A 14,054-nucleotide genomic window follows, 5' to 3' on the forward strand; every position below is an offset into this window, starting at 1 on the left:
CCAGACCTGGAGCAGACCGACGCGCCGTTCACGCCCGAGATGCTGGAGCATGCGCGAAAGCTGTTCGCAGGGCATGTCGGCTTCCTGAAATCGGCGCCGACGCTCGAATTTCTGCCCGATGCATCGGTGCCGGAGGTGGCGTTTGCGGGCCGCTCGAACGTCGGCAAGTCGTCGCTGTTGAACGCGCTCACCGGGCGCAACTCGATGGCACGTACGTCGAACACGCCGGGCCGTACGCAGGAGCTAAACTTCTTCGACGTCGGCGCGCCGCTCGCGTTCCGCCTCGTCGACATGCCCGGCTACGGGTTCGCCAAGGCGCCCAAGGACGTGGTCAAGAAATGGCGCTTCCTGATCAACGATTTCCTGCGCGGTCGTGACGTGTTGAAGCGGGCGCTCGTGCTGATCGATTCGCGCCACGGCATCAAGGACGTCGACCGCGAGATCCTCGAGATGCTCGACAAGGCCGCGGTCAGCTACCGCATGGTGCTTACCAAGGCGGACAAGATCAAGGCGTCCGAACTGGTCGAAGTGACCGAACGCACCGCGATCGAGGCGCGCAAGCGTCCCGCCGCGCACCCCGACATCCTCGTCACGTCGAGCGAATACGGCATGGGTATCCCCGAACTCCGCGCAGCAGTCGTCGAAGCAGTCAGCTAGCCCAAACGGCGGTCGATTGGCGGGATAGCCGGAGATCTACCGGACCCGCCTCTGCCGTGGGCATGCGTTTGATATGACCGCGGAAATCGTAGCGCTCTACTAAATTTGTCGACATTCGATCGATCGGTGATTTGCCGCTGGCATAGTCCGGCGAATTTCGTAGCCTCCGGTAAACGGGGGAGATTACGCGATGCGGACACGGTTCGGGGCGATGCTGGCGATAGTTGCGATGGTGTCGGGCTGCGGCGGCGGCGATGGTGGCTCGAATTCGACGGGGGGCAGCACCGGGGCGACACCGACGCCCACCCCGACGCCGACCGCGACGGCGGGCTGTTCGTTGCGCGAGCGACAGGACTGGGCTGCCGCGCAGCTTCGCGAATGGTATCTGTTCCCCGATACGTTGCCCGCGACCCTCAATGCGGCGAGCTATACCAGTGTCGACGATTACATCGACGCGCTCACCGCGACCGCGCGGTCTCAGCGCAAGGATCGGTATTTCACGTATCTGACGTCGATCAAGGAAGAGAACGCGTATTACACGTCGGGATCGAGTGCCGGCTTCGGCATCCGGTTCGCGCTCGACCAGACCGGCCAGCGGCTGTTCGCGGCCGAATCGTTCGAAAACGCTCCTGCCCTCGCCGCAGGTATCGATCGCGGTACGGAGATCGTCGCGATCGGCACGACGTCGGGCAACCTGCGCACGGTGAGCGCGATCATCAGTGCCGAGGGCGCGGCCGGGTTGACCACCGCATTCGGACCCGACACGGCGGGCACGTCTCGCGTGTTCCGGATCTCGGACGCCGCCGGTACGCGTGACGTGACGGTCGCCAAGGCGGACTTCAACCTGCTGCCGGTCTCGACACGATACGGCGCGAAGATCATCGACGATAGCGGCCAGCGCGTCGGCTATATCAACCTGCGGACGTTCATTTCTACGGCCGAACCCGCGTTGAAGGCTGCCTTCGCCGATTTCCGCGCGAACGGCGTGACCAAGGTCGTCATCGATCTGCGCTACAATGGCGGCGGACTTGTCGCGACGGCGGAGTATCTCGGCGACCTGCTCGGCGGAGCGCGATCCACGTCGGAGGTGTTCGACTACACGACCTTCCGCACGGAGAAGGCATCCAACAACGAAACCCGGTTCTTCGCCCCGCAACCCGAATCGATCGCGCCGACCCGGATCGCGTTCATCGGCAGCGGCGGCACGGCATCGGCGAGCGAACTCGTGATCAACGCGTTCACGCCGTATCTGCATAGCAACTCCGCGCTGATCGGGACCAACACCTACGGCAAGCCCGTCGGCCAGATCGCGCTCGACAAGCCGGCCTGCGACGACCGCCTCCGCGTGGTCGCCTTCACGACGCAGAACGCGGCGCGCAACGGCAATTACTTCGACGGCTTGGCATCGACCGTCGAAGCAACATGTCGCGCGACCGATGACATCAGCTTCCCGCTCGGCGACCCGCGCGAAGCCTCTACTCGCCGCGCGCTCGATTTCCTCGCGGGTCGTAGTTGCTCCCCGATCACCGGCGATGTCGGTGCGTCGTCTGCACGGACCACCGCGAGCACGCGTCAGGACCTGCTGATCCCCGCGGAACCGAGCGCCGCGCAACGGATGGTGCCCGGTTCGTTCTGATTGCGGGGGCGCGTCGCGGCGATCGTGACGCTCCCCCCGGATCATGCTGAGACGCATTACCGGCGTTGCGGCGGCGCACCTGCCCCGCTAGTCCACGCAGCATGAAACTGATCATCGGCAACAAGGCCTATTCCTCCTGGTCGCTGCGCGGCTGGCTCGCGTGCAAGCAGTCGGGGCTGCCGTTCGAGGAGGTTGTCGTGCCGATGTACGACGCCGATTGGGAAAAGCGCCGCTCGGGCGACGAGTTCGCTCCGTCGTCGGGCAAGGTGCCGATCCTGTGGGACGGCGACGCGGTCGTGTGGGACAGCCTGGCGATCGTCGACTATCTCGCGGACAAGGTCGGACGCGAGCGGTTCTGGCCCGAGGACAATGCCGCGCGCGCGATGGCCAGGTCGATGGCGGCAGAGATGCATTCGAGTTTCGCCGCGTTGCGCCGCAAGCACAGCATGAACGTCCGCCAGGTATTTCCGGCGCAGACGCCCGACGACGACGTGCTGGCCGAGTTGCAGCGGGTCATGGAGATCTGGGCGCAGGCAAGGGCGCGCTTCGGCGGCGGCGGGGACTTCCTGTTCGGCCAGTTCGGCGCGGCGGACATCATGTTCGCGCCACTCGTCACGCGAATCGTGACGTACCAGCTGCCGATCGCACGCTTTGCCGCCGGCTATATGCAGGCGATGTTCGAACATCCCTTCATGCAGGACTGGATCGCCGCGGCGCAGGAAGAGGAATGGGTTCTCGAACAATTCGAGCAGCCGGTGCCGACGCCTGCATGAACGTACCGATCGATCCGGTCGCACTGACGCAGGCGTTGATCGCTGCCGATAGCGTCACGCCGGCACGCGGCACCGTCTTCGATGTGCTGGAAGCCGCGCTGCTGCCGATCGGGTTCGCGGTCGACCGGTTCGTCGTCGGCGAAGCGCCAGACGGGCCGGTCGAAAATTTGCTCGCCGTGCGCGGCGATGGCCCGCGTCATCTCGCGTTCGCAGGGCATGTCGACGTCGTTCCTGCGGGTGAAGGCTGGAGCGGTTCGCCTTGGTCCGGCGAGGTCCGCGGCGGACTGCTGTACGGACGCGGCGCGGTCGACATGAAGGGTGCGGTTGCTGCGTTCGTTGCCGCGGCGAGCAGGAGCAATGCCCAGCGAGACGGGGGCACGCTGTCGCTGATCATCACCGGCGATGAGGAAGGCCCCGCGACCTACGGCACCGTCGCATTGATGGATCGGATGGCCGCGCGGGGTATCGTGCCGGACCTGTGCCTGGTTGGTGAACCGACGTCGACCACGCGGCTCGGCGACATGGTCAAGATCGGGCGGCGTGGTTCGGTGAACATCTGGATCGAGGTGCCGGGGCGTCAGGGACATGTCGCCTACCCCCATCTGGCCGACAACCCGATTCCGCGGCTCGTCGCGATCCTCGCGGAGATCGAGGCCGTCGTTCTCGATAAGGGCACCGACTGGTTCCAGCCTTCGAACATCGAGGTTACCGACATCGCCGTCGGCAATCCGGCGCACAACGTCATCCCCGCCAAGGCCTCAGCGCGGTTGAGCATCCGGTTCAACGATCGCCACCGCGGCGCGGACCTGATCGAGCGTATCCGCGCGATCGCGGCGAAGCACGACCCCCGCGCGATCGTGACGGGCAAGGTTTCGGGCGAAGCGTTTCTCACCGAGCCCGGTGCGTTCTCGACGCTGTTGTCGGACGCCATTGCAAGTGCGACCGGAGTCACCCCGGAGTTGTCGACCACCGGCGGCACCTCCGATGCGCGCTTCCTGTCGAAGCTTTGCCCGGTGGTCGAGTTCGGCCTGATCAACGCGACGATGCACAAGGTCGACGAAGCAGTCGCGGTCGAGGATCTGCGGATGCTGACGGATATCTATGAAGACGTGATCGCGCGCGCACTCAACTAGCGCCCCTCCCTGGAAGGGAGGGGTTGGGGGTGGGTAGGCCCGCTCGAGCCGCATCGTACGCATTCGCGAAAGCCGACCCACCCCCTACTCCTCACTTCAGGGAAGGGGGAAGTAAATGTGCTAGGAAGTGCTCAAACCCACGGGCTGGCGATGAACATACGATTCCCAAACTGACGAAACGATCGTGAGTGCCGGACTCGCATATCTAATCCCGCCCGCGCCTCAGCACGATGTACAGCGCACCCTGCCCGCCATGTCGCGGATGTGCGCCACGTACCGCCGCGATCGAGTCCGCATGCCGCGAGCCCGCCAGCCAGTCGGTGACCGCAGACCGGATGGCGCCCCTCGCGTGCGGGCGTTCGCTCTCGGGGCGGGGCGGCTTGCCCGTCACCAGCAGGAGCACGCGGTCGCCACGCGCGATCGCCCGCCCCAGACCGACATCGAGCAGCGCATGTGCGGACGCCAGCGTGTGGCCATGCAGGTCGATCGAGCTGTCGGGACTCACTACACCTCGCGTGAGCCTCTTGTCCCAGCCGCCATCGAGCGTGTTGGCCGTGATCGGTTTGACGACCGGCCGCGCTGTCACCGGCTTGGCCGCCGGCCGCGCGGCGTACGGCGTCACGACGGTACGAACGAGCGGCTTCACCCGCTCCATCGGCGCAGGCGGCGCCGGGACAATCTTGCCGTTGGGACCGATGATCGGCTTGGGCGGCGGCAGCAGAGGGGGCGCGCGCTCGGGGATACGCACGGCGACCGCACGCATCGGACGCACGCTCGCCATCACCCGCGCCCAGAGTTGCGCCTCATCAGGGTTGAGCGGACGGCCCGCCATATCGCGCCCCATTCGCCTGATTGAGCCGCGCGACGGTACCGATCGGCAGCAACAGATACGCGGTGCCCCGTCCGGCCATGCCGCCAGCCGTAGCCTCCGCCGCGGCGCCAGCACCCCAGAACGTGTCGAACCGATTACTGCCCTTGATCGCGCCGCCGGTATCCTGCGCGACCCAGAGCCCGCTGGCGTCCTGGCGATCGAGCGACAGGAACACCGGCGCGCCGAGCGGCACGAACTTGACGTCGGCCGCAGCACTGACCTGTCCCGTGACCGGCAGTCCGAGCGCCCCCAGCGGCGCCCCCTCCAGTTCGCGGAAGAACACGAAGCTCTTGTTCTCACGCATGATCGCCTGCCCCTCGGCGGGATGCGCGTGGAGCCATGCGACGATACCCTGCATCGAGGTCTGGCCCGGCTGCAACAGCCCGCGCGACTTCATCAGCGCGCCGATCCCGGTATAGTCGCGCCCGTTCTGCGTCGCATAGCCGATCCGCAGGATCTCACCGTCTGGCAGGCGAAGCCGCCCCGAGCCCTGGATCTGGAGAAAGAACAGTTCGACCGGATCACGTGCCCAGGCAAGGATCGGTGCCTTGCCCGACAGCGCCCCCTGTTCGATCGCGGTGCGGTCGTAATAGGGCACCAGGTTGCTGCGATCGACGCGACCGCGGATCTTCTTGCCCTTGAGGCTGGTCGAGAACGCGCCAAGGTCGACGTCGATCAGGTCGGTCGGTCGGCCGTAGATCGGCGCATAGCCGTCGCGCCGCTCCAGCGATCCGGCGATCTCCGGCTCGTAATAGCCGGTCGCGAACGCCTTGCCGTCGCCGATCTGCGCCGTCTCGAACCATTGTGCGAAGAATGTGCGGGCATCGCGGCGATTGGTGGGGACCGCTGCCGTACACGCTGGCTGCCAATCCGTGCCACGCGTCAGACCCGATGTGTCGGTCCGGCGCACCAGCGACGGGCAACTCGTGACAAACGCCGCAAGCGCGGCTTGCGCTTGCGCATCGTCGATCGGAAGGCTTGCAAACGACGGCCCAGGCAGCACGCCGGCCGCAGCAGCGTTCACCGGTGCGACCGCAGGCACCGTCGGCGCAGGTAGCAAAGGTACCGCGCCGACGATCCGGGCCGGCGACTGAATACCACGAATGTTGGGCGACGCGCCGGTATCGCGCGAGGGATGTACGCGAACCGGTTCGGTTGGACGGGTATCCCGATCGATCGGCGCCGGCACTGGTGAAACGCGTGGCGTCTCGACGCTGCCGACGCACGCGCTCAACAGCAGCGATAGTCCAACGCCACCAAGCCCTACCCCCCTGAACGTCCGCATCAGGCTTCGTCGGTATCCGCAAGCTTCCAGTTTGGATCGCTGCTCTTCAGGGTGCGGGCAAAAGTCCACACGTCGTGCGTCTCGACCGCGTCGGTGAGCGAACCGGCGAGCACGTTGCCTTCCGCATCCCGCGTGACCGCGGCGATATCGGCATCGAAGCGAACGGTGATCCGCGCATCCCGGCCCGAAACGCTCGCGTCCGAAATGATCGCGCGCTCGATCGAGACGAGGCGGTTGTCGAGCACTTCGCCAGCCTCACGCCGAGCGACGATCGCCTCGACGAACGCGGCACGGACGTCGTCGATCGCAAGATCGGCCAGTGGATCCTCGTCGCCTTTCCAAAAGGCTTCGAGGATCATGCGATATGCAGCCTGCGACCCTTCGAGGAAGCGGCCGACGTCGAAACCAGGCTCGCCCGCGACGATGGCGCGAAGCCCGGCTTCGGCCTCAGGTTCGATATTGCGGCTGGCAACCTCGCGCGGTTCGGCAACGGCATCGACCGTGCGCGGCACCGAGATCGGCACCGGGCGTTCCTCGGCCGTGCGCGGCAACGGCTGTTCATGCCCGGTTCGCTTACCGAGCACGCTGTACAGGCGCATGGCGAGAAAGCCTGCCACCATCGCGAGAAGAACTACGTAAAACAACCGTGCCTCCGATCTTCGGGCTAACATAGGCCAAAGCTGCGCTTATTCAAACCCGCGCCCGTTGAAACGCCCCGTCGGCACTGCTAATCGCACCGCCTCGACCAACCAGAACGCGCGAGCGCTCCGCTTCGGTCCCATCTTTGCGCTAATCTTCCCCCTACGTATATCTTCCCCCCTTACGTATATCTTCAAGGACATGACGAATGGCTGACCAGGACAATGGCGTGACGGCGCCGGATCAGATGGGTGATCAAACTCTCGTGAACGGCGAGGACATGATCCCGGCAGCCGGCCTGATCTCGCAGCACGTCAAGGACCTGTCGTTCGAGAACCCGAACGCCCCCGCCGTCTACCAGAACCAGACTCCGCCGGCGATCGACGTGCAGTTCAACATCGGCGCGGCGCAGGTCGGCGACGAAGTGCACGAGGTCGTGCTCAAGATCGACGTCCGCGCCGAGACCGAGGGCCAGGTCGCGTTCATCGTCGACCTCTCGTACGCCGGCCTGTTCGGCCTGCGCAACATCCCGGCCGAGCACGTCCAGCCGTTCCTGCTGGGCGAGGCGCCGCGCCTGCTGTTCCCGTTCGCCCGCCGCGTGCTGTCGGATGCGGTGCGTGACGGTGGCTTCCCGCCGCTGCTGCTCGAGCCGATCGACTTCTCGCAGCTCTATCTCCAGCAGTCGGAGCAGCAGGGCATCCAGCCGAACGTCGGCGATTTCGGCCAGGCTTGATCGAAGGAATCGGGGCGGAATAGATGAACCTTGCCAAGGCGCTGGGATCGGTCGGCGGGCTGACGCTCGCCAGCCGCATCCTGGGGTTGGTGCGCGACTCGCTGTTCGCGCGGTTCGTCGGCGCCGGGTTCGCGTCGGACGCGTTCCTGATCGCATTCCGCCTCCCCAACATGTTCCGCGCGCTCTTCGCGGAGGGCGCGTTCTCCGCCGCTTTCATCCCGATGTTCAATCGGAAGGTCGGTGACAAGAACGGGCGCGGCCTGCCGGACGGGATCGCGTTCGCCGAGGATGCGCTGTCGGTGTTGTTGCCGACGCTGATCCTGATGACCGTGATCTTCGAGATCGCGGCGTGGCCGATGACGTGGCTGCTGACCTTCGGGTTCAACGGCGCGAGCGCGGAGCGGTTCGACTACGTCGTCCATCTGTCGCGGATCATGCTGCCCTATCTGCCGCTGATCAGCCTCGTGTCGCTGCTCGGCGGCATCCTCAATTCGTTGCACAAGTTCTGGATCAATGCCGCCGCGCCGATCCTCCTGAACGCCACGCTGATAGCCGCGCTGCTGCTGTTCCACGAGCACCAGCCATTGCTGACCGCACGCAACCAGGCCATCGCGGTGACGATATCGGGTGCGTTGCAGCTCGGGTGGCTGATCTGGGCGTGTCGCGCGTCCGGCGTGAAGCTTCGCCTCAAGCGTCCGCAGCTCAATCCCGACGTGAAGAAGCTCATGTCGCTGATCTGGCCCGCCGCTGCCGGGGCCGGCGCGGTGCAGATCAACCTCGTCGTCTCGACCGCGCTCGCCGCCGCGTTGCTGCCGGCTGGCTCCGTCTCGTACATCTACTTCGCCGACCGGCTGAACCAGCTGCCGCTCGGCCTGATCGGCATCGGTCTCGGCACCGTCCTGCTTCCCACGATCTCGCGCCAGCTCGGCCGCGGCGAGGATGCGGAGGCGATGACGACGCAGAACCGCGGCATGGAGCTCGCGCTGTTCCTGACCCTGCCCGCGACGGTCGCATTGATCGTGTGCGGGGTGCCGATCGTCGGCGCGCTGTTCCAGCACGGCAAGTTCGCGTTGGAGGACAGCGTACTGACGGCGCAGGCGCTCGCCGCCTTCTCGATCGGGCTGCCGTCGTACATCCTCGTGAAGGTTCTGACGCCCGGCTATTATGCGCGCTCCGACACGCGCACGCCGGTGCGCTACGCGACGATGTCGATGGTCGTGAACCTCGTCCTCAATCTCGCCTTCATCAAGCCGCTCGGCCATATGGGGCCGCCACTCGCCACCGCGATCGCGAGCACGGTCAACGTCGCGATGCTGTACCGGACGCTGGTCCGGCGCGGGCACTTCACCCCGGACGCGCGGTTGCGCCGGCGGACGTGGCGGCTGCTGGTCGCTGCGCTGATCATGGGGGTCGTCATGTTTTTCCTCAACGACCTGTTCCAGCCGTTCGTGACCGGCACCAGCATCCAGCGCTGGGGGGCGATGCTGGTGCTGGTTACCACCGGCGGCGTGGTCTATGCGATCGCCACATTGCTCACCGGCGCGTTCCGGCTGGGTGACATCTCCACGCTTCTGCGTCGTTCCAAGTAAGGTTTTTCCATGCGCGTCGTGTCCGGCATCAAGCCTACCGGTAATCTCCATCTCGGCAATTACCTGGGGGCGGTGAAGCAATGGGTGACGCTGCAGGACGACGTCGCCGCGCAGGGCGGCGAGTCGATGTTCTTCATCGCCGATCTCCACGCGCCGACCGAATGGATCGCGCCGGCGGAACTGTCGTCGCACACGATCGAGGTCGCCGCAACGATGATCGCCGCCGGGATCGATCCGGCGAAGTCGATCCTGTTCAACCAGGCGCGCGTGCCGGCGCACAGCGAGATGGCGTGGCTGCTCAACACCGTCGCGCGCGTCGGCTGGCTGAACCGCATGACGCAGTTCAAGGACAAGGCGGGCAAGAACCGCGAAGGCGCGAGCGTCGGGCTGTACGACTACCCCGTGCTGATGGCCGCCGACGTGCTGCTCTACAACGCGACGCACGTGCCGGTCGGCGAGGACCAGAAGCAGCATCTCGAACTCGCGCGCGACATCGCCACCAAGTTCAACGGCGACTACGGCGTCGACCTGTTCACGCTGCCCGCGCCGCTGATCAGCAAGGCCGCGCCGCGGATCATGAGCTTGCGCGATGCTAGCGCGAAGATGTCGAAGTCGAACCCGTCTGAACAGTCGGTGGTCAAGCTGATCGACAGCGACGACACCATCGCCGACAAGTTCCGCAAGGCGAAGACCGATCCGGACGTGCTGCCGGCGACAGTCGAGGAACTCGGCGACCGCGCCGAAGCGCGCAACCTGCTGACGATCTACGCCGCGCTGGCGGATAGCGATGTTGCGACCGTGCTCGGCGAGTTCGGCGGCAAGGGCTTCGGCGCGTTCAAGCCCGCGCTGGCGGACCTGGCGGTGGCGAAGCTCGGCCCGATCCGCGACGAGATGGTACGGTTGCTCGACGATCGCAGCGCGGTAACGGCGGTGTTGCAGGCAGGGGCGGAGAAAGCGCGCGCGCTGGCAGCACCGGTGTTGAAGCAGACGCAGGACGCCATGGGGTTGCAGGTCTAATGCGGTTCAGGTGACCTCGCTGCTCACCTCGTCCCTTATTTGATGCCTACCCTAAGATGTCGTCGAAATTCGTTGAGTCGAACGATGCACTCTTCGTAAGCTTGCGGCACGAAAAGCCCAAATCCTGCCACGTTATGGCAAAAGTTTCGGAAACCTCATACCAACGCCCGCCTGGATGATCCATTCCGTGATGTTCACCTCCGCATTGGCATTCACACGTCACCCCTTTGGCTTCCCAGCATTTACGAGCGCACCTCTGCTCGCTCGAATAAGGTTGGATCAGGTACAGGCTTCCATCCCTATCCAATATGCGTTGTATGGCTTTGCCTAGCCAAGCATAGGGCAGTTCCCAATGACGCTTTGGGCTTACCCAGTGAATGTGGCTCAAAGGTCCACACGCGAGCAGGGTAAGGTTTTCGTGATTACCGGGCATCCTGACTTTTATCGGCGGATGCTTATCTTTGCGAAAAACGACTGGAATAAGTCGATTATTCCAGATGATACGCAGCTCTTCATAAGCAGCGTGTCTCACGGTTTAGCCTTCCAGCTCGCGCATCAGCACGCGCACCGCCGCATCGATGTCCCGGTCCGAATCCCGCAGTTCCTCGATCTTCCGCACCGCATGGATCACCGTCGAGTGATCGCGCCCACCGAACTTACGCCCGATCTCCGGCAGCGACCGGGTGGTCAGCCGCTTTGCCAGATACATCGCGATCTGCCGCGGCCGTGCCACAGCTCGCGCCCGCCGCGCCGAAATCAGATCGAGCGGCTTCAATTCGAAATGCGCGGACACGAGCTTCTGGATCTCGTCGATCGTCACGCGCTTCTGCGCCCCGCGGAGCACTTCGCCCAACGTCGCGACCGCGAAGTCGAGGTCGATCGTGTCGCCGGTCAGCTGCGCATACGCCACCACCCGGTTGAGCGCGCCTTCGAGCTCGCGGATGTTCGCATGAATGCGGCTGGCGAGCAGGTCGAGCACGTCGGTCGGCACGCGCATGTCCGGCAGGTCGACCAGCTTCCGATCGAGGATCGTTCGGCGCAGCGTCAGGTCGGGCGCCTTGATGTCCGCGACGAGGCCGACCGCCATTCGGCTGATGATCCGCGCCTCGACGCCGTCCAGCGCCTGCGGACAGCGATCGGCGGAGATCACCAGCCGCTTGCCCGCCGCCATGATCTCGTTGACCGTGTGGAAGAACTCCTCCTGCGTCGCGTCCTTGCCCGCGATGAACTGGAGGTCGTCGATCAACAGCAGGTCGGCACCGCGCAGCCGCTGCTTGAACGCATGCGTGTCACGCGCGCGCATCGACGCGACGAAATCGTACATGAACCGCTCGGCGGACATGCACAGCACGATCGCGTGCGGGTTATGCTCGAGGAACGCGTGGCCGATCGCGTGCATGAGGTGAGTCTTGCCCTGCCCCGTGCCGCTGTGGAGGAACAACGGACTGAACCGCACCGGACCGGGCTCGGCCAACACCTTGGCCGCGTTGAACGCGACCTTGTTGGACGGATCAACAACGAATCGCGCGAACGTATAGCGCGGATCGAGCGGCGGCCGCTCCGCCGGCATGCCGACCGGCGTCAAGGCTATGACGGGTGCCGGCGCAGGCTTCAGCGACGGATCGACGCCGAACTTCATCGCCGCCTGTACCGACTCGGCGCCCCGTTCGGGGGCAGGCTCGACCTGGACCGGCACAGGATCTGCAATGGGCCGAAGCGCAACGGCGTCCGCTACCGGCTCGATCGCCAACACCACGGGTGCGCGACCCGGCGCCCGGGTCTCGATCTGGACGGTACGGACGTTCGGCAGGATCTGCTTGAACTCGAGCACGAGTCGGTCGGCGTAATGATTGCGGACCCAGTTCGTCATGAACGCCGATGGCAGCGCGAGGCGGATCGTGTCGCGGTCTTCGCCGGGAACCAGCTCGATAGGCTTAAGCCACTGCTCGAACAGCCGCGCGCCTGCCGACTCGCGCAAGGACGCACGCACGCGGGCCCAGGCCTTTTCAGCCTCGGTCGCGTGGGTCATCGGTCCTTGCCACTTCGTCACGCGCACACTTCTCCGACCCCGCGAGACTGCTCGCGCGGGTGATATAGTTCCGACAGAAAATGGTCCCCCTGACGACCCCAAGGGTCATCCGGCATCTTCGCCCTGTTTGTTGATGCAGCGGTGGAAACCACCGTCGCTGTGAGCCCCGTTATGAAGCGATCGGCGATCCGAGCAAGGCCCCGACGCGTCACATTTTCGAAATAAAGCGGGTTGACTTGATCAAGCCGCGGAAATGCGTCGATATTTTTATAAGTGACTGTGTTTACGCATTTTTTGCAATTTCCGCGATTGCATGACGTGATTCTCTCGCACACGAATCGTGGCGAATCCTAGGGTTATGCGGACTCCCCGCCGGTTCCCTTCGCAGACGCAAAAAACCCGCCGGGAAGGTCCCGACGGGTGATCCGCTTCGCCAATGATCCGGCAGTGATCGGTCGCTTAGGCGAGCCCGGTCACGGCCTTGGTCAGACGCGCGAACTTGCGGCTCGCGGTGTTCTTGTGCAGCACGCCCTTGGCGACGCCGCGCTGCAGCTCAGGCTGTGCCGCGGCCAGTGCGGTGGTCGCTGCGCCCTTGTCGCCCGAAGCCAGTGCGGCCTCGACCTTCTTGATGAAGGTACGGATACGGCCGACTCGGTTGCCGTTCACTTCCGCGCGACGGTCGTTGCGACGGATACGCTTTTTCGCCTGCGGCGTGTTCGCCATGAAGCCCTCTGGATGTTCGAATGAATAAAAAGGGGCGCCGGATTGCTCCTACGCCCTCTCGAAGCCGCGGCCCTACTCACTTTGCTCCTGCGCGTCAACCGAAACGCTCAGCCGCGCTGGCACTTCGGACACCAGAAGGTCGAGCGCCCGCCCTCGGTACGCCGCCTGACGGTCGTGCCGCATTCGCACGCCTCGCCCTCGCGACCATAGACACGCCATTGCTTCGAAAAATAGCCGAGTTCGCCGTCGGGCCGCACGTAATCGCGCAGTGACGAGCCACCAGCGAGAATCGCCGCCGTCAGCACGGTCCGAATCGCCTCGACCAGCCGCTCGAGTCGAAACAGCGAGATCCGCCCCGCCGCCCGGCTCGGCGCGATCTTCGCCATATGCAGCGCCTCGCACACATAGATGTTGCCGAGTCCCGCGACGATCCGCTGGTCGAGCAGCATCGCCTTGATCGACGCCCCCCGCCCTTCGAGCGCCTCCAGCAGATACGCGGCCGTCAGGTCGGGCCCGAGCGGCTCCGGTCCCATGCTGAGGAACGGGGGATAATTGGCGATGTCCTCGGTCGCCCAGAGATCGAGAAAGCCGAATCGCCGCGGGTCGTTGAGCGCAACGGTCCGCCCCGCCTCGGTACCGATCAGCAGGTGATCGTGCGCGAGCAGTTCGCTCGGATCGACTCGCCAGCGTCCCGACATGCCGAGATGAAACACCAAGGTGTCGCCGCGGTCGGTATCGATCAGCCCGTATTTGGCACGCCGCCCTAGCGTCGTCACGGTCGCCCCGGTCATCCGCTGGCGCAGGTCGACAGGGATCGCTTTGCGCAGGTCGGCGCGGCGCGGCTCGACCGAGGTCAGGCGCTGGCCCTTCAGCACGGGTTCGAGCCCGCGCACGGTGGTTTCGACTTCTGGTAATTCTGGCACGGTTTGCAGCTAGGTTGCGTTTGCTCGCGCCACAAGGCGCGGCTAG

The 14,054-nt window shown here is 65.2% G+C and carries 13 protein-coding genes; 7 read left to right on the forward strand and 6 right to left on the reverse strand.

Annotated features, from left to right (window positions below):
* Positions 1-39 precede the first annotated feature (39 nt).
* From yihA to dapE, 4 genes are all read left to right on the forward strand, one after another.
* The gene (yihA, locus tag U1708_RS13685; RefSeq protein WP_056052878.1) at positions 40-657 is read left to right on the forward strand and encodes a ribosome biogenesis GTP-binding protein YihA/YsxC; all 618 of its coding nucleotides are present in this window, start codon (positions 40-42) and stop codon (positions 655-657) included.
* A gap of 190 nt (positions 658-847) precedes the next feature.
* A complete protein-coding gene (locus tag U1708_RS13690; RefSeq protein WP_332746395.1) occupies positions 848-2,293 on the forward strand; it encodes a S41 family peptidase in 1,446 nt (481 codons plus the stop codon).
* A 101-nt stretch (positions 2,294-2,394) separates the two neighbouring features.
* Complete coding sequence (locus tag U1708_RS13695) at positions 2,395-3,066, forward strand: glutathione S-transferase (RefSeq protein ID WP_332746396.1); 672 nt, start codon at positions 2,395-2,397, stop codon at positions 3,064-3,066.
* Positions 3,063-4,199, forward strand: coding sequence for a succinyl-diaminopimelate desuccinylase (gene dapE, locus U1708_RS13700; RefSeq protein WP_332746397.1), 1,137 nt, complete (start codon positions 3,063-3,065; stop codon positions 4,197-4,199). Before U1708_RS13695 ends, dapE begins: the two co-directional genes overlap by 4 nt.
* A 205-nt stretch (positions 4,200-4,404) precedes the next feature.
* Here the strand turns inward: dapE and U1708_RS13705 are convergent, their stop codons facing one another.
* Genes U1708_RS13705 through U1708_RS13715 form a run of 3 tightly spaced genes read right to left on the reverse strand, consistent with a single transcriptional unit; the run spans position 4,405 to position 6,999 of the window.
* Positions 4,405-5,031: a Smr/MutS family protein gene (locus U1708_RS13705; RefSeq protein WP_332746398.1), complete on the reverse strand. Its 627-nt coding sequence runs from the start codon at positions 5,029-5,031 to the stop codon at positions 4,405-4,407.
* Positions 5,006-6,355 (reverse strand): murein transglycosylase A, encoded by a 1,350-nt coding sequence (mltA, locus tag U1708_RS13710; RefSeq protein ID WP_332746399.1) that lies wholly within the window; start codon positions 6,353-6,355, stop codon positions 5,006-5,008. The genes U1708_RS13705 and mltA overlap by 26 nt, the downstream gene beginning before the upstream one ends.
* On the reverse strand, positions 6,355-6,999 hold the full coding sequence (locus U1708_RS13715) for a Tim44/TimA family putative adaptor protein (protein WP_332746400.1): 645 nt from the start codon (positions 6,997-6,999) through the stop codon (positions 6,355-6,357). Before U1708_RS13715 ends, mltA begins: the two co-directional genes overlap by 1 nt.
* 203 nt (positions 7,000-7,202) lie before the next feature.
* On the opposite strand from U1708_RS13715, the gene secB reads away from it, so the two are divergent.
* Genes secB through trpS form a run of 3 tightly spaced genes read left to right on the forward strand, consistent with a single transcriptional unit; the run spans position 7,203 to position 10,333 of the window.
* Positions 7,203-7,727, forward strand: coding sequence for a protein-export chaperone SecB (gene secB, locus U1708_RS13720; protein WP_443030049.1), 525 nt, complete (start codon positions 7,203-7,205; stop codon positions 7,725-7,727).
* A 23-nt stretch (positions 7,728-7,750) separates the two neighbouring features.
* Positions 7,751-9,316 carry a murein biosynthesis integral membrane protein MurJ gene (murJ, locus tag U1708_RS13725; protein ID WP_332746401.1) on the forward strand — a complete coding sequence of 522 codons (1,566 nt, stop codon included), beginning with the start codon at positions 7,751-7,753 and terminating at the stop codon, positions 9,314-9,316.
* Positions 9,317-9,325: 9 nt separating this feature from the next.
* The gene (trpS, locus tag U1708_RS13730) at positions 9,326-10,333 is read left to right on the forward strand and encodes a tryptophan--tRNA ligase (protein ID WP_056051221.1); all 1,008 of its coding nucleotides are present in this window, start codon (positions 9,326-9,328) and stop codon (positions 10,331-10,333) included.
* Between the two features lie 535 nt (positions 10,334-10,868).
* On the opposite strand, the gene dnaA is transcribed toward trpS, so the two are convergent.
* From dnaA to mutM, 3 genes are all read right to left on the reverse strand, one after another.
* On the reverse strand, positions 10,869-12,362 hold the full coding sequence (dnaA, locus tag U1708_RS13735) for a chromosomal replication initiator protein DnaA (protein ID WP_332746427.1): 1,494 nt from the start codon (positions 12,360-12,362) through the stop codon (positions 10,869-10,871).
* A 459-nt stretch (positions 12,363-12,821) separates the two neighbouring features.
* Positions 12,822-13,085, reverse strand: coding sequence for a 30S ribosomal protein S20 (gene rpsT / locus U1708_RS13740; RefSeq protein WP_031394736.1), 264 nt, complete (start codon positions 13,083-13,085; stop codon positions 12,822-12,824).
* Between the two features lie 107 nt (positions 13,086-13,192).
* Positions 13,193-14,008 (reverse strand): bifunctional DNA-formamidopyrimidine glycosylase/DNA-(apurinic or apyrimidinic site) lyase, encoded by an 816-nt coding sequence (gene mutM, locus U1708_RS13745; RefSeq protein WP_332746402.1) that lies wholly within the window; start codon positions 14,006-14,008, stop codon positions 13,193-13,195.
* Positions 14,009-14,054 lie beyond the last annotated feature (46 nt).

It is taken from the genome of Sphingomonas arabinosi, assembly GCF_036663715.1.
Lineage (GTDB): Bacteria > Pseudomonadota > Alphaproteobacteria > Sphingomonadales > Sphingomonadaceae > Sphingomonas.